The organism is Leclercia sp. W17, assembly GCF_003336325.1.
Classification (GTDB): domain Bacteria; phylum Pseudomonadota; class Gammaproteobacteria; order Enterobacterales; family Enterobacteriaceae; genus Enterobacter.
In genome coordinates this window covers 4673671-4690956 of sequence record NZ_CP031101.1, presented here as the reverse complement: position 1 = coordinate 4690956, position 17286 = coordinate 4673671, and the positions used below count along the sequence as shown (strand labels likewise).

Below are 17286 nucleotides of genomic sequence, written 5' to 3'. Positions count from 1 at the left end.
GCGTGACAGGAGTGTTTATGAATCAATCCTATGGACGGCTGGTGAGCCGGGCCGCAATCGCCGCGACGGTCATGGCGTCGTGCCTGTTAGTCATTAAAATCTTCGCGTGGTGGTATACCGGTTCGGTCAGTATTCTGGCGGCGCTGGTGGACTCCCTGGTGGATATTGCCGCCTCGGTGACGAACCTGTGGGTGGTGCGTTACTCGTTACAGCCGGCGGACGAAGAGCATACCTTTGGTCATGGCAAAGCGGAGTCGCTGGCGGCACTGGCGCAAAGCATGTTTATTTCCGGTTCAGCGCTGTTCCTCTTTTTGACTGGCATTCAGCATCTGTATACCCCGTCACCGATGAAAGATCCCGGCGTCGGCGTGGTGGTAACCGTTATTGCACTTATAAGCACATTAGTTCTGGTAACGTTCCAGCGCTGGGTGGTGCGTAAAACGCAGAGTCAGGCGGTACGGGCAGATATGCTTCATTATCAGTCTGATGTTATGATGAACGGTGCGATTCTTATTGCGCTCGGTCTGGCCTGGTATGGCTGGCACCGGGCCGATGCGTTATTTGCGTTAGGGATTGGATTCTATATTTTATACAGTGCGTTGCGTATGGGGTACGATGCAGTGCAATCCCTGCTCGATCGCGCACTGCCAGACGCAGAACGGCATGAAATCTTTGAAATTGTGACCTCCTGGCCCGGCGTCAGCGGCGCTCACGATCTTCGCACGCGGCAGTCAGGGCCGACCCGCTTTATTCAGATTCATTTAGAAATGGAAGATAACCTGCCGCTCGTTCAGGCCCATCTGGTGGCGGAACAGGTTGAACAGGCGATTTTGCAGCGTTTCCCGGGGTCAGATGTCATTATTCACCAGGATCCCTGCTCAGTCGTGCCTAAGCCAGGTACTGGACATTTTGGGCTTTCGTAATTCGTTGTAAAAAAGTGAACCGGGGCAGCATTTTGTGGAAAAATAACCGCCATTTGGTCTGACCTGAATCAATTCAGCGGGAAGTGATTGATATACTATTTGCACTATTCGTTGGTCGATAGGACGTCTTCCGGCAACAGATTTCATTTTTGCATTCCTAAGTTCAGAGGTAGTCATGATTAAGAAAATCGGTGTGTTGACAAGCGGCGGTGATGCGCCCGGCATGAACGCAGCAATTCGTGGTGTAGTGCGCGCAGCGTTGACGGAAGGTCTGGAAGTTTTTGGTATCTATGACGGTTATCTGGGCCTGTATGAAGATCGCATGGTGCAGCTCGACCGCTACAGCGTGTCCGACATGATTAACCGTGGCGGTACCTTCCTGGGCTCCGCGCGTTTCCCGGAATTCCGTGATGAGCGCATCCGTGAAGTGGCTATCGAGAACATGAAAAAACGCGGCCTGGACGCGCTGGTGGTTATCGGCGGTGACGGTTCCTACATGGGGGCAAAACGCCTGACTGAAATGGGCTTCCCATGCATCGGTCTGCCAGGCACCATCGACAACGACATTAAAGGCACCGACTACACCATCGGTTACTTCACTGCACTGGGCACCGTTGTAGAGGCGATTGACCGTCTGCGTGATACCTCTTCTTCTCACCAGCGTATCTCTATCGTCGAAGTGATGGGCCGCTACTGTGGCGACCTGACCCTGGCGGCGGCGATTGCGGGTGGCTGTGAGTTCATCGTGGTGCCGGAAGTGGAATTCAGCCGTGAAGATCTGGTGGCAGAAATCAAAGCCGGTATCGCCAAAGGTAAGAAACACGCTATCGTTGCCATTACCGAGCACATCTGCGACGTTGACGAGCTGGCGAAGTACATTGAAGCCGAAACCAAACGCGAAACCCGCGCGACCGTTCTTGGCCACATCCAGCGTGGCGGCTCTCCGGGTCCTTACGACCGTATTCTGGCATCCCGTATGGGCGCTTACGCGATTGAACTGCTGCAGCAGGGCTTTGGCGGGCGTTGCGTCGGCATTCAGAACGAAAAGCTGGTTCACCATGACATCATCGACGCTATTGAAAACATGAAGCGTCCGTTCAAAGGTGACTGGCTGGAGTGCGCGAAAAAGCTGTACTGATCGGCGGCTGTTGCCCGGTGGCGCTGTGCTGACCGGGCCTACAAAAGCATGGTTCGTAGGCCGGGTAAGGCGTAGCTGCCACCCGGCTTTTTTGTGCGCTCATACCCTCTTTTTATTCCCCTGTGTTATAGCCAATCTTTTTTTATTCTTTAATCATTGGTTCGCTTTCTGGCACCCTGCACTCATCAAACACAACATTAAGAGAGTTGGGCGATGAATAAATGGGGCGTGGGTTTAACGTTATTGCTGGCATCGACCAGCGTTCTGGCAAAGGATATTCAGTTACTGAACGTGTCTTACGATCCGACGCGTGAACTGTACGAGCAGTACAACAAAGCGTTCGCCGCACACTGGAAACAGGAAACCGGCGATAACGTCGTGATCCGCCAGTCCCACGGTGGCTCCGGCAAGCAGGCGACCTCGGTGATTAACGGCATTGAAGCCGACGTCGTGACCCTGGCGCTGGCGTATGACGTGGACGCTATCGCGGAACGTGGCCGTATCGATAAAAACTGGATCAAACGCCTGCCGGACAACTCCGCGCCGTATACCTCCACCATCGTTTTCCTGGTTCGCAAAGGTAACCCGAAACAGATCCATGACTGGAACGATCTGGTTAAGCCGGGCGTATCGGTCATCACTCCAAACCCAAAAAGCTCTGGCGGCGCTCGCTGGAACTACCTGGCAGCCTGGGGTTACGCCCTGCACCAGAACAATGGCGATCAGGCTAAAGCGCAGGATTTCGTGAAAGCGCTGTTTAAAAACGTCGAAGTGCTGGACTCCGGCGCGCGTGGCGCAACCAACACCTTCGTTGAACGCGGCATTGGTGATGTGCTGATTGCGTGGGAAAACGAAGCGCTGCTGGCGACTAACGAACTGGGTAAAGACAAATTTGAAATTGTCACTCCAAGCGAATCCATTCTGGCTGAGCCAACCGTCTCCGTTGTCGATAAAGTAGTGGATAAGAAAGGCACCCAGGCCGTGGCGGAAGCCTACCTGAAATACCTTTACTCCCCGGAAGGCCAGGAGATTGCCGCGAAGAATTTCTACCGTCCACGTGATGAGGCGGTGGCGAAGAAGTATGAGAACGCCTTCCCGAAACTGAAGCTCTTCACTATCGATGAGGTCTTCGGCGGCTGGACGAAAGCGCAGAAAGATCACTTCTCGAATGGCGGCACCTTCGATCAGATCAGCAAGCGTTAAGCATTTTTTGAAGAACGACACGGGACCCGGTGTGAGAAATCCACCGGGTTTTTTATTTGTTCATTTTTATGCGTTACTCTTTGGCGTCAGGTGGATACAGGGAATGCGCTGTGAAAAAAATAATCGTGCTGGTACTGGTTGTGATTGCGCTCGCGACAGGTGTCGGGTTCTGGCTGAAAGCGGGTAACCCAAACGCATTGCGGCATATCGTTCTCGACCAGTGTGTGCCTGGTCAGATGCAGAACCGTAACCCGGCGCCCTGTGCGCTGGTAAAAACGGATGCGGGATATGTGGTGTTTAAAGATCGCAACGGGCCGCTGCAATATCTGCTGATGCCCACGTACCGCATCAACGGTACCGAAAGCCCGCTTCTGACCGAGGCCCATACGCCCAATTTCTTCTGGCTGGCGTGGCAGTCGCGCCACTTTATGAGCATGAAGCGGGGGAGCAACGTGCCCGACAGTGCAGTTTCACTGACCATCAACTCCCCGACCGGTCGCACGCAAAATCATTTTCATATCCATATCTCCTGCCTGCGCCCGGACGTGCGCGAGAAGCTCAATGCACATCAGGGGCAGATCAGCACCCAGTGGCTGCCACTCCCCGGTGGGCTGGAAGGGCATGAGTATCTGGCGCGTCGGGTGACAGAAGCGGAGCTGGTGAAACGCAGCCCGTTTATGATGCTGGCAGAAGAGCTGCCGGAAGCGCGCGGCCATATGGGACGCTTTGCGCTGGCGATGGCGCAGCAGGCGGACGGATCGTTTGTATTACTGGCAACGGCGCGCAATTTGCTGGCGCTTAACCGTGCTTCCGCTGAGGAATTGCAGGATCATCAATGCACTATCCTGAATGAACCCCACCATAAATAGCGTTTACTCGCCCTGCCTGTCGCCGTAGACTTGCTGAAAAATTCTACAGGAGACAGGCATGTCGCTCTGGTTCACTCACCCGCTGTTTCTGCCCTCGCTGATTATCGTCGTCACCATCATCCTGTGGGCCACCTCGCTGTTGCCGGAATTCCTCACCGCGCTGCTGTTCTTTACCGCGGCGATGATCGCGCGTATCGCCCCGCCGGAGGTGATTTTTGGCGGTTTTGCCTCGTCAGCGTTCTGGCTGGTATTCAGCGGATTTGTGCTGGGGGTGGCGATCCGCAAAACCGGGCTGGCGGACAGGGCGGCGCGGGCGCTGTCGGCCAGGCTGACCGACTCCTGGCCGCTGATGGTGGCAAGCGTGGTGCTGCTCACCTATGCGCTGGCGTTTGTGATGCCCTCCAACATGGGGCGTATTGCACTGCTGATGCCCATCGTGGCGGCGATGGCGAAGCGGGCGGGCATTGCCGACGGTACGCGGGCTTGGTTCGGCCTGGCACTGGCGGTGGGGTTTGGCACCTTCCAGCTTTCGGCCACCATCCTTCCGGCCAACGTACCTAATCTGGTGATGAGCGGGGCGGCGGAAGGCTCGTATGGCATCCATCTTAACTATGTGCCGTACCTGCTATTGCATACGCCTGTGCTGGGCATTCTCAAGGGTCTGATCCTGATCGGCCTGATCTGCTGGCTGTTCCCCGGCGCGCCAAAACCGGCGAAGGATTTGACCCCGCCAGAGCCGATGGGCCGCGACGAAAAACGCCTCGCCTGGCTGCTGGCGGTGGTGCTGGTGATGTGGGTAACCGAAAGCTGGCACGGCATTGGACCGGCATGGACCGGGCTTGCGGCGTCGATTGTGGTGATGCTGCCGCGGGTTGGCTTTATCACCGGGGACGAATTCTCGGCGGGGGTGAATATGCGCACCTGTATTTATGTGGCGGGTATTCTCGGGCTGGCGATCACCGTGACGCAAACCGGTATTGGCAGTGCCGTGGGCGAGGCGCTGATGCGGGTAATGCCGCTGGATGCCGATGCGCCGTTCACCAGTTTCCTGGCCCTGACCGGCATCACCACCGCCCTGAATTTCATTATGACCGCCAACGGCGTACCGGCGCTGTATACCACCCTGGCGCAAAGCTTCTCGGACGCCACCGGCTTTCCGCTGCTGTCGGTGATTATGATTCAGGTGCTGGGGTACTCCACGCCGCTGCTGCCGTATCAGGCGTCGCCGATTGTGGTGGCAATGGGGCTGGGAAGAGTGCCTGCACGAGCGGGGATGCTGCTCTGTCTGGCGCTGGCGGTGGCAACCTATCTGGTGCTGCTGCCGCTGGATTATCTGTGGTTTAGCCTGCTGGGACGGCTGTAAAAAAGCCCGGTGGCGCTGGCGCTTACCGGGCCTGGAGTATCGTAGGGCGGGTCAGCGAAGCGCCACCCGCCACAAAGGCTCTTACGCCTGTTTCGCTGCTTCTGCTGCTTTAACGATCACCGCGAAAGCGTCTGCTTTCAGGGATGCGCCGCCAACCAGCGCGCCGTCGATGTCCGGCTGGGTGAACAGCTCTGCTGCGTTAGAGGCGTTTACGGAACCGCCGTACTGGATGATCACTTGCTCAGCAACTTTCGCGTCGGCTTTCGCAATGTGGTCACGGATGAATTTGTGAACGGCCTGAGCCTGTGCTGGGGTGGCAGATTTGCCGGTACCGATCGCCCATACTGGCTCGTAAGCAATGACCGCACCTTCGAACGCGCTCGCGCTCTGAGTGGTCAGGACTGCGTCGATCTGACGTGCGCAGACTTCTTCGGTTTTGCCCGCTTCGTTTTCTGCTTCGGTTTCACCGATGCACAGAACCGGGATCAGACCCTGCTCTTTCAGCACAGCGAATTTCTTCGCAATGAACTCGTCGGACTCTTTGTGGTAGGTACGACGCTCAGAGTGGCCGATGATGATGTATTTTGCGCCGATATCTTTCAGCATTTCAGCGGAGGTTTCACCGGTGAACGCGCCAGACAGGTTAACGTCAACGTTCTGGGCACCCAGAACGATGTGGCTGCCGTCAGCCGCTTTCTTAGCCATATCCAGGTACATGTCCGGCGGAGCGATAGCAACAGCACAGCCAGTCACACCAGCCAGCTCTTTACGCAGGTTAGCTACCAGCTCGTTTACCATGTGGCGGCTGCCGTTCAGTTTCCAGTTACCCATCACTAAAGGATGTCGCATTTCAATTCTCCACGCTCAAGAGCGAATTAAGGAATATGGCCGCCCGACAGGGCAGCATGGTCTGTGAATCAGTATAGAGATTTTCCCTCGAAAGGCTTTGCTTTTTGTCATTAATTCGACCCGCCGAGTGCCTCAGATAGCGCCAGCTTAATCGGTTCAACAGCGAAGGTCAGCCCCTTTTCGCCGTTATCTGCCACGACATAGCGAACCGCGCCTTCCGTTTCGGCGTAATAGCGCTTGTTTTTACCGGCTGTGAGGAGCTTTTGCAGCTTTTGCTGGCTTTGCGCTTTGGTCAGGGCAGGGGTAAAGGCGCGTAAAATGGCGCTCATATACTCCAGCGCTTTGGCTTTGGCGGCTTTCTGCTCCGGCCCCTGAATCGGCAGCCAGGTAATCTGCATACTTTTGATTTTGAGGGTTCCGCGCTCAAGCGCCGTCGAGGCGTACAAATTCTCATTAATTTTGCTGGCAGCCCGGGTCAGGTTCGGGGTGTCGCGGGTGCCATCAATGGAGCGAAACTCATTGAGTGGCAGCTTTGGATTGTCCTGATTGAAGGCTTCACGGAACAGGCTGATAGACTGATCAAAGGTCGGTGCGCCCGGCATCACATAGGGTGCGGTAGCCGATACGGAAGTCTCAGCAGCACGCAGAGGTGCGCTTGCACCCAACAGTGTTAAACCCAGCCAAATAAGGTGAAACCACATCTTCATCAATAAAGTCTCTGAATGTTACTGCCCACGATTAAAACGGGATCCGGCTGGCTTGTCAAAAGGAGGCGACTCCAGGGTAAACTACGCGCCGCGATGACTTTTAGGAACCTGACATGACCATACAGCAGTGGTTGTTTTCATTCAAAGGGCGTATTGGACGCCGTGATTTCTGGATCTGGATTGGTGTATGGATTGTCGCCATGCTGGCTCTGTTTATTTTTGCCAATAACGCATGGTTGAACACCCAGACGGCGGCCTTCGCGCTGGTGTCGCTGCTGTGGCCGACCGCGGCGGTGTTAGTAAAACGTCTGCACGATCGCGGACGTTCGGGATTGTGGGCGCTGCTGGTGATACTGGCGTGGATGCTGCTGGCAGGCAACTGGTCGATGCTGCCCTCCATGCTGCCGTGGGTAGTGGGCAGGCTGATCCCTACCATTATTTTTGTGATGATCATTGTCGACCTGGGCGCGTTTGTGGGCACCCAGGGCGAGAATAAATACGGTAAAGATACGCTCGACGTAAAGTACCGCTAATTACCAGTAGTGTTCTGCGGTCATATGGCCCGGCCGACGGCGTAAATGCTTGGTCATTTGCCGGGTCTCTTTCAGGAGCTGTTGGGTATCACGCACCATTTGCGGGTTGCCACATAGCATCACGTGGCTGGTGTCGGCCTCCATCTTCAGACCCACGGCGGCTTCCAGCTCGCCATTTTCAATCAGGGCCGGTACGCGCCCGTGGAGTGACCCCGGCACCGTTTCACGGCTCACCACCGTCTGGATTTTCACTTTCCCTTCATAACGCTTCTGCAGTTCCTGCATCAGCGGCAGGTAGCTCAGATCTGCGGCGTAGCGCGCGGCATGCACGAGAACGATATTTTTAAAGCGATCCAGGTCCTGCCCGTATTGCAGGATCGACAGGTAAGGGCCGATGGCGGTACCGGTCGCCAGCATCCACAGCGTCTCGCAGTCTGGCACTTCATCCAGCACGAAGAAACCTGCGGCTTCGCTGACAATCTGGATCTCATTGTCGGGTTTCAGTGCCGCCAGGCGCGGGCTGAGTTTCCCATCGGGAACGGTGACAAGGTAGAACTCGAGATCCGGGTTATCCGGCGCGTTGACATAGGAGTAGGCGCGCTGTACACGTTCGCCGTCGATCATCAGCCCCAGCTTGGCAAATTGCCCGGCCGTGAAAGGCTGGATGGGTGCATGAACGGTGAGGCTAAATAGCGCATCGGTCCAGAACTCTACCTTTTTGACTTTACCTGTTACCCAGTCTGCCATGATGTTCTCCTGTACTGATCTCGGGTTCTATCTTCCTTACCTGAGAGGGAGATTTCCAGCCCGGGCGGGCCGGAAAGCTCAATTGATCAAACGGTTTTACAGAATGTGGGTCTGTACGTCGGGATCTTTACGGTCGAGATAGTGAATCGACTGGATGCGGCGGATGGTGCGTGATTTACCGCGGATCAGCAGCGTTTCGGTGGTGGCCATATTGCCTTTGCGGGTGATGCCGTCCAGCAGATCGCCTTTGGTGATGCCGGTCGCCGAGAAGATAACGTTATCGCTGCGCGCCATATCATCCAGACGCAGCACGGTATTGGCTGCAATCCCCATCGCCGCGCAGCGGGCCAGCTCCTGCTCACCGATGCGGCGGTTCTCTTCGCTATCGCCTTTTACGTCATGGCGGGCCAGCAGACGGCCATGCATATCACCGTCGAGGGCGCGGATGACCGCAGCAGAAACCACCCCTTCCGGTGCGCCGCCGATGCCGTACAGTACGTCGACTTCGCTGTCCGGCATGCAGGTGAGGATGGAGGCCGCCACGTCGCCATCGGGAATGGCAAAGACGCGCACGCCCAGCTGCTGCATCTGGGCGATGACCGCATCGTGACGCGGTTTCGCCAGAATGGTGACTGTCAGTTCGCTCAACGGTTTATTGAGCGCGGCGGCGATATTACGCAGGTTTTCCGCCAGCGGCAGATTAAGGTCGATGACCCCTTTTGCGCCAGGGCCGACAATCAGCTTCTCCATATACATATCGGGCGCGTTGAGGAAGGTGCCTTTATCGCCCACCGCCAGTACCGCCAGGGCGTTAGCCTGACCCATAGCGGTCATGCGGGTGCCTTCAATGGGGTCTACCGCGATATCCACCGCATCGCCGTTGCCGGTCCCGACCTTTTCGCCGATGAACAGCATGGGGGCTTCGTCAATCTCACCTTCACCAATCACGATGGTGCCATCGATGTTGACCTGGTTAAGCATGATGCGCATGGCATGGACGGCTGCGCCGTCAGCGGTATTTTTATCACCACGGCCAAGCCACTTGTAGCCTGCCAGAGCGGCAGCTTCGGTTACGCGGGAAAACTCGATAGCAAGTTCACGTTTCATCAGATACTCGTGCAATCAAAAGGAATTGCACGAAGTTTATCACAGAGTGGGGGAGGCGGTTTGGACCCCTCACCCCGACGGGGTGAGGGGGAGGTGTTAAGATTCGTCGTGCTCTTCCCAGGCCAGCGCGCGTTTCACGGCTTTCTTCCAGCCACTGTAGCGGTAGTTACGCTCGGTGGTTTCGATGCCCGGACGGAATTCGCGCTCGATGACCGCTTTCTCCTGCAGTTCGTCCAGGTTCTGCCAGAAACCGACCGCCAGACCGGCAAGATAGGCCGCACCCAGCGCCGTCACTTCACGCACTTCCGGGCGTTCCACGCGGGTACCCAGAATGTCGGACTGGAACTGCATCAGGAAGTTGTTCGCCACCGCGCCGCCATCCACGCGCAGGGCGTGCAGACGAATGCCGGAGTCAGCCTGCATCGCTTCCAGTACGTCGCGGGTCTGGAAGGCAATCGACTCCAGCGTGGCGCGGATGATGTGGTTAGAGTTTACCCCACGCGTCAGGCCGAAAATTGCGCCGCGGGCGTAGGGGTCCCAGTAGGGGGCACCCAGACCGGTAAAGGCCGGCACGACGTAGACGCCGTTGGTGTCTTTCACCTTGGTGGCGAAATATTCCGAGTCGAAGGCGTCGCTGATGAGCTTCATTTCGTCACGCAGCCACTGAATGGACGCGCCTGCCATAAACACCGCGCCCTCCAGGGCGTAATTCACCTCGCCACGTGGGCCGCAGGCGATGGTGGTCAGCAGGCCATGCTCCGATTTCACCGCCTTCTCGCCGGTGTTCATCAGCATAAAGCAGCCGGTGCCGTAGGTGTTCTTCGCCATCCCTTCTTTTACGCACAGCTGGCCAAACAGCGCCGCCTGCTGGTCACCGGCGATCCCGGCGATAGGAATACGGGTGCCGCCTTTGCCGCCGATATTGGTCTGGCCGTAAACTTCAGACGACTTACGCACCTGTGGCAGCATGGCGCGCGGGATGTCCAGCGCGTCCAGCATTTTGTCATCCCAGTCCAGATCGTGGATGTTAAACAGCATGGTGCGCGAGGCGTTGGTGTAATCGGTGACGTGAACGCGCCCCTGAGTCATCTTCCAGATAAGCCAGGTATCTACGGTACCGAACAGCAGTTCGCCGCGCTTTGCCCGCTCGCGGGAGCCTTCGACATGGTCGAGGATCCATTTCACCTTGGTGCCGGAGAAGTAAGGGTCTACCACCAGGCCGGTGGCGCTACGCACGTACTCTTCCATGCCGTCGCGCTTGAGCTTCTCGCAGATGTCCGCTGTACGACGGCACTGCCAGACAATGGCGTTGTAAATCGGCTTACCGGTTTCGCGTTCCCAGACGATGGCCGTTTCACGCTGGTTGGTGATGCCAATCGCTGCAATCTCGTCGGAACTGATATCAGCTTTCGCCAGTACTTCTACCAGCGTTGAGCTTTGTGACGCCCAGATCTCCATCGGGTCGTGTTCAACCCAGCCTGGACGAGGATAGATTTGCTCGAATTCGCGCTGTGACACGCTGACGATGTTCGCGTCATGATCCATAACGACAGCGCGGGAGCTGGTCGTGCCCTGGTCGAGCGCAACGATATATTTTTTGTCGGTCATAGTTGTGGTCCCGTAGTCAGATTACAGCGAAGCGTTTTGGTGTGCGCCAGAGGTGGTTTCCTTCTCTTCGGCCTCTTCGACGACACAGGTGTCACACGGCAGGTGGCGGCCAATCAATTTACGATAGCCGAAGGCACCCAGCGCAGCACCTACAATAGGGCCGAACAGCGGCACCAGGAAATAAGGAATATCTTTGCCGCCGGTGAAGGCCACGTCACCCCACCCGGCAATAAAGGCGAAGGCTTTCGGGCCGATGTCGCGTGCCGGGTTCATGGCGAAACCGGTCAGTGGCCCCATCGATGCGCCGATCACCGCAATCAGCAGGCCGATCAGCAGCGGCGCCAGCGGACCGCGCGGAATGCCGTTGCCGTCATCGGTCAGCGCCAGGATGGTACCCATCAGGATGGCGGTGATCACCATCTCTACCGCGAAGGCCTGCATAAAGTTAATGTGCGGGTTCGGATAGGTGGAGAAGATCCCCGCCAGCTCAAGGCTTTCGGTACTGCCACGCACCATATGGTGCGTCTGCTCGAAGTCGATAAACAGATTGTAATAGAGCCCGTAAACTAACGCCGCTGCACAAAACGCACCAGCAAACTGCGCCACAATAAAAGGCACAACCTTGCGTTTGTCGAAGCAGGCAAACAGACACATCGCGATGGTGACCGCAGGGTTGAGGTGCGCACCCGAAACACCCGCCGTCAGGTAGATGGCCATCGCCACGCCCAGACCCCAGATCACACTGATTTCCCACTGACCGAAACTGGCACCCGCCACTTTCAGTGCAGCCACACATCCTACGCCAAAGAAAATCAACAACCCAGTACCCAGGAACTCTGCGATGCATTGGCCTTTTAAGGTTGATGTTTCACTCATAATCGGATCCTGAAAATGATTAATGGTTATTGTTGGCGCGACGGTCGCCATGACCGGCACGATGTCCTGTAGACATAGTGTTAATTTATCGTTAACGAACAAAAACGAGAAATATCGAACTTAAAATGTGTGTGCCGCGTCAACAAAATGAGCGATAACGCGCCATAAAGCGGGCAAAAACTGCTGTAAGCGAAAGGAGGAGTAAGCGTTTTAATAACTAAAGTATTAACAATTTAGGGGTATATGGTGCGAACGCACCAGGAGGAGACTGAAAAGTGTTGCAAACCGCAATCTGCGCGGTCTGCCGCTGGACAGGGAGGGCGGGGCTCCATACAATCGACACCAGGTGTTGTGCGCGTTTACGTCAAGCGTCGCCTTGCAAATTCAGGAGAGGTAGCATTATGTCGTTAGAAGTGTTTGAGAAACTGGAATCGAAAGTACAGCAGGCGATTGATACCATCACCCTGCTGCAGATGGAAATCGAAGAGCTGAAAGAAAAAAACAACGCGCTGTCGCAGGAAATTCAGACTGCTCAGCACGGACGTGAAGAGCTGGAGCGTGAAAACCATCAGCTGCGCGAACAGCAGAACGGCTGGCAGGATCGTCTGCATGCCCTGCTCGGGCGCATGGAAGAGGTCTGATTCCAGAATAAAGCGCCGTAAGGCGCTTTATGTCATTCACTATACTCTTGGACTTCGGCCCCCTCGCTTTATTTCCTCTCTTTACGGATGAAACCGAACATTGCGTTCCAGCTTAAAACTCTCAAGTGACTGACTTATTTGGCTTAAATCTGTACCTTGGCTAAAGTGGCGCATCATAAAATTTCGTTTTTCCCGTTGACAAAACCGCTCTCGCTCAACCTCCAAGTTGTCCGATGACAACACCAAAAATGGCGCTATTTGTTCTCGCTCTTTGGTTATCCAGAGCTGATATTTTTCCTGCCCGAGCGACCCCGTAAGCTTTATGGGTTCATCATGATTCAGTTGCAACCATTGCGTGGTGAGAGAGTCTGGTAACGTCGTTGCGACCGGCAGCAGGCAGAAAAAGCGCGCTTTACTGCATAAGAGCGTCATATTTTTGGGGCACGTTGCAGTAAAGACCTTCGGATGCACACTGACAGAGAAGGTTAACGCTAAGGTATCCGTTTCTTCAGCAAGCAGTATTTGCCACAGATTAGCGCTGCCTGGCATAGCGGGAGATAAAACAAAACGAGACTCGAGTCTTGAGTGTGACGTGATGCCGTTTAAAGCCTGCGTCAGGGTCGCTTCCAGCCGGGCAGCTTCTTCGTCAGTTAATGGCCTGCCACTGGCAATGGTGAGCTGATCACCCTGCCAGCGATAGCGATTTGGCAGAATATCTTGTTGGATTTTAATTTTTCTCTGGTGATCAAGGTATGACTCTGTTCGATGACGCGTCGGGATATTTTCAACGGTAATCACGTTTTGGATATCGGAAAAATAGATCTCAGCTTCCCGCATAATCCGTTGTTTTTTAACATCGTCAAGATGAATGAATCGCATTGTAAGAAGGGAGGAGGGATAACCCACGGTTTCTTTAAATTGCTTATCAAACGTTGCCAGATTACGGGGCAAGTTCACCGCGCCAAGAAAGATGAGTAACGCCAGACCCAGACGCAAGGTGACAGCCAGCATAAACGGCGGAGGCGCAAAAAACAGAAGGCGAAACGAGCGATAGAGTAACCAGAGGATAGAAACGAAACTGAGAAAATAGAGAATGCCGCGCAAACAAGGTTCCTTTTGCTTGTATCATTTAACGACAGCCATCCTGGCTGTCAGGCACAGTAAAAAGGCAGTAATCACCGCCTTTTTACTGCGTGTTACTCGATATCCAGCGGATCTTCAGAGAGGATAATGCCGGTGTTATCGGCATAGAGATGGTCGCCGGAGAAGAAGGTCACGCCGCCGAAATTGACGCGCACGTCGCTTTCGCCAATGCCTTCACCTGCGGCACCTACCGGAATGGCCGCAATCGCCTGAATGCCGATGTCCAGCTCTTCGAGGTCATCCACCTGACGCACCGCGCCATAGACCACAATGCCTTCCCACTCGTTCTGGGTGGCGAGACGGGCAAGTTCCGCATCAACTAATGCGCGACGCACGGAGCCGCCACCATCAACCAGCAGAATGCGTCCACGGCCGTTCTGTTCGAGCAGATCGTACAGCAACCCGTTGTCCTCAAAACATTTCACCGTAATGATTTGTCCGCCAAACGACGACCGTCCTCCAAAGTTGGAAAACAGTGGTTCTACGACGTTCACATCTTCCTGGTAGATGTCACAAAGCTCGGAGGTATCGTATTTCATAGGCTTAAGTTCAGTTGCTGCGAGTGTTTTCAGTATATCGCGCGAATTGCATTGTTGGCAAAATCATCAATTGTTAATTGATATTTGTCAGCTAATTTAGCGTCTGACTAAGAATAATCCCTATCACGAACAACAGGTTAGTCAGCAGTGCGCCTTTTACCGTGCGTTCCAGCATTGGCGGCATGGCCGAGGCGCTCTGCTCGCGCATCACGTAGCGCGCCTGTTTAACCAGCAGCGGCGTGGCGAGCACAAACAGCCAGCCCCACAGGCTGTGCAGGGAAAGCAGGTTAAACAGCGCCAGACAGAGCAGGGCACCCATCAGCAGGCAGGCATGGTAGCGGCGCGCATTCACCGCGCCTAACCGCACCGCCAGGGTGTTTTTACCGTTCTGACGATCGCTGTCGATATCGCGCAGGTTGTTGATATTCAGTACCGCCGTCGCCAGCATGCCGCAGGCGGTGGCTGGCAGGAACAGAGCAGGAATTAACGAGTGCGCCTGCAGATACCAGCTGCCCATCACGCTCAGCCAGCCGAAGAAGACCAGCACGGAGATATCCCCCAGCCCGATGTAACCGTAAGGGCGGGTGCCGACGGTATAGGTGATGGCCGCGACAATCGCCAGCAGACCGAGCACGAGGAAGCCAACCGCATCCGCCGGGGTTTTACAGGCCACCAGCACCAGCGCAATCCCGGAAAGACAGATCAGCGCGACGGTGATAATCAGCGCCCGTTTCATCTCCTCCTGGGTGATCACTCCTTTCTGCATTCCGCGCAATGGCCCGATGCGGTCGGGCTTGTCGCTGCCCTTGACGGCATCCCCGTAATCGTTGGCGAGGTTAGAGAGGATTTGCAGAAGCCCGGCGGTCAGCAGCGCCAGGGCAGCCACCAGCGGGTCGAAATGCCCCTGCCACCACGCGAGGGTGGTGCCAACAATAATGGCGGCGAAAGCGAGAGGGAGCGTTTTAGGACGCAGGCTTTCCAGCCAGGCCTGCGTGCGGCTGATTTCAGTCATAGTAATTATGTGCCAATAAAAATGGGGCCTTTCAGCCCCATCATTTGTGATGAAAATGCAATTGCCGCGATTATAGGATAAAACGGCTCAGATCTTCATCTGCTACTAAAGCATCAAGGTGCTTACTCACATAGTCGGCATCAATTTTAATGCTTTGACCATTCAGGTCGCTCGCATCATAAGAGATATCTTCCATCAGGCGTTCCAGCACGGTATGCAGACGACGCGCACCGATGTTTTCGGTGGTTTCGTTAACCTGCCATGCGGCCTGTGCGATACGTTTGATCCCGTCTTCGGTGAACTCAATGTTCACCCCTTCGGTCGCCATCAGCGCTTTGTACTGCACGGTGATGGAGGCGTTTGGTTCGGTCAGGATGCGCTCGAAATCTTCGGTGGTCAGCGCCTGCAGCTCAACGCGGATCGGCAGACGGCCCTGCAGTTCTGGTATCAGATCCGACGGCTTGGCAACCTGGAACGCGCCAGAGGCGATAAACAGAATGTGATCGGTTTTCACCATGCCGTGCTTGGTGGAGACGGTGCAGCCTTCAACCAGCGGCAGCAGGTCGCGCTGTACGCCTTCACGGGAAACGTCCGGGCCGGAGGATTCGCCGCGCTTACAGATTTTATCGATCTCATCGATAAACACGATACCGTGCTGTTCAACCGCGTCGATAGCGTCCTGCTTCAGCTCTTCCGGGTTTACCAGCTTCGCCGCTTCTTCTTCAATCAGCAGCTTCATCGCGTCTTTGATTTTCAGCTTACGCGGCTTTTGCTTCTGCCCGCCCAGGTTCTGGAACATGGATTGCAGCTGGCTGGTCATCTCTTCCATACCTGGCGGAGACATAATTTCCACGCCCATTGGCGCGGCGGCGAGCTCGATCTCAATCTCTTTGTCATCCAGCTGGCCTTCACGCAGTTTTTTGCGGAACGCCTGGCGCGCAGCGGATGGCTCAGCAGGCTGTTCTGCCTGGCCCCAGTTGTTTTTCGCCGGTGGGATCAGCACATCCAGCACGCGCTCTTCCGCCATCTCTTCTGCGCGATAGCGGTTTTTCTCGATGGACTGGACGCGGACCATCTTAATGGCAGAATCGGTCAGATCGCGGATGATAGAGTCCACTTCTTTACCGACATAGCCTACTTCGGTGAACTTGGTCGCTTCGACTTTGATGAATGGCGCGTTGGCCAGTTTAGCCAGACGACGGGCGATTTCGGTTTTACCGACGCCGGTCGGGCCGATCATCAGAATGTTTTTTGGCGTCACTTCATGGCGCAGCACTTCATCCAGCTGCATACGACGCCAGCGGTTACGCAGGGCAATCGCCACGGAACGCTTGGCGTTATCCTGGCCGATGATGTGTTTGTTCAGTTCGCTGACAATTTCGCGTGGGGTCATTTCAGACATGAGAAATCCTTACGCCTTAGACGGCAATTCTTCGATGGTGTGGAAGTGGTTGGTATAGATGCAGATATCACCTGCAATATCCAACGCCTTCACAGCGATATCGCGTGCGCCCAGATCGGAGTTTTCCAACAGCGCGCGGGCGGCAGCCTGGGCGTACGGGCCACCGGAACCGATAGCAATCAGGTCATTTTCTGGCTGCACCACGTCACCGTTACCGGTGATGATCAGCGAGGCATTTTCATCGGCCACCGCCAGCAGTGCTTCCAGCTTGCGCAGCATACGGTCGGTACGCCAGTCTTTCGCCAGTTCAACGGCAGCTTTCACCAGATGGCCCTGATGCATTTCCAGTTTACGTTCAAACAGCTCAAACAGCGTGAAGGCGTCCGCAGTACCGCCCGCAAAACCGGCGATCACTTTGTCGTTATACAGACGACGCACTTTTTTCACGTTGCCTTTCATGACGGTATTACCCAGCGTGGCCTGGCCATCACCGGCAATCACCACCTGGCCGTTACGGCGTACACTTACTATTGTTGTCACGAGCAGACCCCCTGGTTACACATTCGGAAAATAGAGGCCCTGAGCCAGTGCTCAGGGCTGAATAGAATGATAGATGGGGGGGATTT

At 55.6% G+C, this 17286-nt stretch carries 18 protein-coding genes; 7 read left to right on the top strand and 11 right to left on the bottom strand.

The features are described from left to right. Positions 1–17 precede the first annotated feature (17 nt). The 5 genes from fieF (at position 18) to DVA44_RS23160 (ending at position 5496) form a co-directional block, all read left to right on the top strand. The gene (fieF, locus tag DVA44_RS23180; protein WP_103825257.1) at positions 18–923 is read left to right on the top strand and encodes a CDF family cation-efflux transporter FieF; all 906 of its coding nucleotides are present in this window, start codon (positions 18–20) and stop codon (positions 921–923) included. Between the two features lie 175 nt (positions 924–1098). After that, on the top strand, positions 1099–2061 hold the full coding sequence (gene pfkA, locus DVA44_RS23175; RefSeq protein ID WP_103825256.1) for a 6-phosphofructokinase: 963 nt from the start codon (positions 1099–1101) through the stop codon (positions 2059–2061). Positions 2062–2274: 213 nt separating this feature from the next. Beyond that, complete coding sequence (locus DVA44_RS23170) at positions 2275–3264, top strand: sulfate ABC transporter substrate-binding protein (protein ID WP_114316376.1); 990 nt, start codon at positions 2275–2277, stop codon at positions 3262–3264. Between the two features lie 110 nt (positions 3265–3374). Further along, complete coding sequence (locus DVA44_RS23165; RefSeq protein ID WP_114388303.1) at positions 3375–4133, top strand: CDP-diacylglycerol diphosphatase; 759 nt, start codon at positions 3375–3377, stop codon at positions 4131–4133. A 58-nt stretch (positions 4134–4191) separates the two neighbouring features. Further along, a complete protein-coding gene (locus tag DVA44_RS23160; protein WP_114388302.1) occupies positions 4192–5496 on the top strand; it encodes an SLC13 family permease in 1305 nt (434 codons plus the stop codon). An 81-nt stretch (positions 5497–5577) separates the two neighbouring features. Here DVA44_RS23160 and tpiA read toward each other — a convergent pair whose 3' ends face one another. Next, the gene (gene tpiA, locus DVA44_RS23155; RefSeq protein ID WP_114388301.1) at positions 5578–6345 is read right to left on the bottom strand and encodes a triose-phosphate isomerase; all 768 of its coding nucleotides are present in this window, start codon (positions 6343–6345) and stop codon (positions 5578–5580) included. Positions 6346–6455: 110 nt separating this feature from the next. Then, on the bottom strand, positions 6456–7052 hold the full coding sequence (locus DVA44_RS23150) for a DUF1454 family protein (RefSeq protein ID WP_114388300.1): 597 nt from the start codon (positions 7050–7052) through the stop codon (positions 6456–6458). Positions 7053–7165: 113 nt separating this feature from the next. On the opposite strand from DVA44_RS23150, the gene DVA44_RS23145 reads away from it, so the two are divergent. Next, entirely contained in the window at positions 7166–7585 is a 420-nt protein-coding gene (locus DVA44_RS23145; protein ID WP_114388299.1) for a DUF805 domain-containing protein, read from the top strand. On the opposite strand, the gene fpr is transcribed toward DVA44_RS23145, so the two are convergent. The 4 genes from fpr to DVA44_RS23125 form a co-directional block, all read right to left on the bottom strand. Beyond that, positions 7586–8332, bottom strand: a complete 747-nt coding sequence (gene fpr / locus DVA44_RS23140) for a ferredoxin--NADP(+) reductase (RefSeq protein ID WP_114388298.1) — start codon at positions 8330–8332, stop codon at positions 7586–7588. Between the two features lie 96 nt (positions 8333–8428). Further along, positions 8429–9439: a class II fructose-bisphosphatase gene (glpX, locus tag DVA44_RS23135; RefSeq protein ID WP_114316381.1), complete on the bottom strand. Its 1011-nt coding sequence runs from the start codon at positions 9437–9439 to the stop codon at positions 8429–8431. A 96-nt stretch (positions 9440–9535) separates the two neighbouring features. Then, positions 9536–11047 (bottom strand): glycerol kinase GlpK, encoded by a 1512-nt coding sequence (glpK, locus tag DVA44_RS23130; protein WP_103825247.1) that lies wholly within the window; start codon positions 11045–11047, stop codon positions 9536–9538. A 21-nt stretch (positions 11048–11068) separates the two neighbouring features. Then, on the bottom strand, positions 11069–11923 hold the full coding sequence (locus DVA44_RS23125) for an MIP/aquaporin family protein (protein WP_114388297.1): 855 nt from the start codon (positions 11921–11923) through the stop codon (positions 11069–11071). A 401-nt stretch (positions 11924–12324) separates the two neighbouring features. Here DVA44_RS23125 and zapB point away from each other — a divergent pair, with 401 nt between their 5' ends. Next, on the top strand, positions 12325–12564 hold the full coding sequence (gene zapB / locus DVA44_RS23120; RefSeq protein WP_103177509.1) for a septal ring assembly protein ZapB: 240 nt from the start codon (positions 12325–12327) through the stop codon (positions 12562–12564). An 81-nt stretch (positions 12565–12645) separates the two neighbouring features. On the opposite strand, the gene DVA44_RS23115 is transcribed toward zapB, so the two are convergent. The 5 genes from DVA44_RS23115 to hslV all read right to left on the bottom strand — a co-directional run bounded on the left by DVA44_RS23115 (position 12646) and on the right by hslV (position 17200). Next, positions 12646–13668, bottom strand: a complete 1023-nt coding sequence (locus DVA44_RS23115; RefSeq protein ID WP_114388296.1) for a hypothetical protein — start codon at positions 13666–13668, stop codon at positions 12646–12648. Between the two features lie 92 nt (positions 13669–13760). Next, on the bottom strand, positions 13761–14246 hold the full coding sequence (gene rraA / locus DVA44_RS23110; protein ID WP_103825243.1) for a ribonuclease E activity regulator RraA: 486 nt from the start codon (positions 14244–14246) through the stop codon (positions 13761–13763). A 91-nt stretch (positions 14247–14337) separates the two neighbouring features. Beyond that, positions 14338–15264 carry a 1,4-dihydroxy-2-naphthoate polyprenyltransferase gene (gene menA, locus DVA44_RS23105; protein WP_103177505.1) on the bottom strand — a complete coding sequence of 309 codons (927 nt, stop codon included), beginning with the start codon at positions 15262–15264 and terminating at the stop codon, positions 14338–14340. A 64-nt stretch (positions 15265–15328) separates the two neighbouring features. Beyond that, complete coding sequence (gene hslU / locus DVA44_RS23100; RefSeq protein ID WP_103177504.1) at positions 15329–16660, bottom strand: HslU--HslV peptidase ATPase subunit; 1332 nt, start codon at positions 16658–16660, stop codon at positions 15329–15331. 9 nt (positions 16661–16669) lie between these two features. Then, positions 16670–17200, bottom strand: coding sequence for an ATP-dependent protease subunit HslV (hslV, locus tag DVA44_RS23095; RefSeq protein ID WP_032615282.1), 531 nt, complete (start codon positions 17198–17200; stop codon positions 16670–16672). Between the last annotated feature and the right edge of the window lie 86 nt (positions 17201–17286).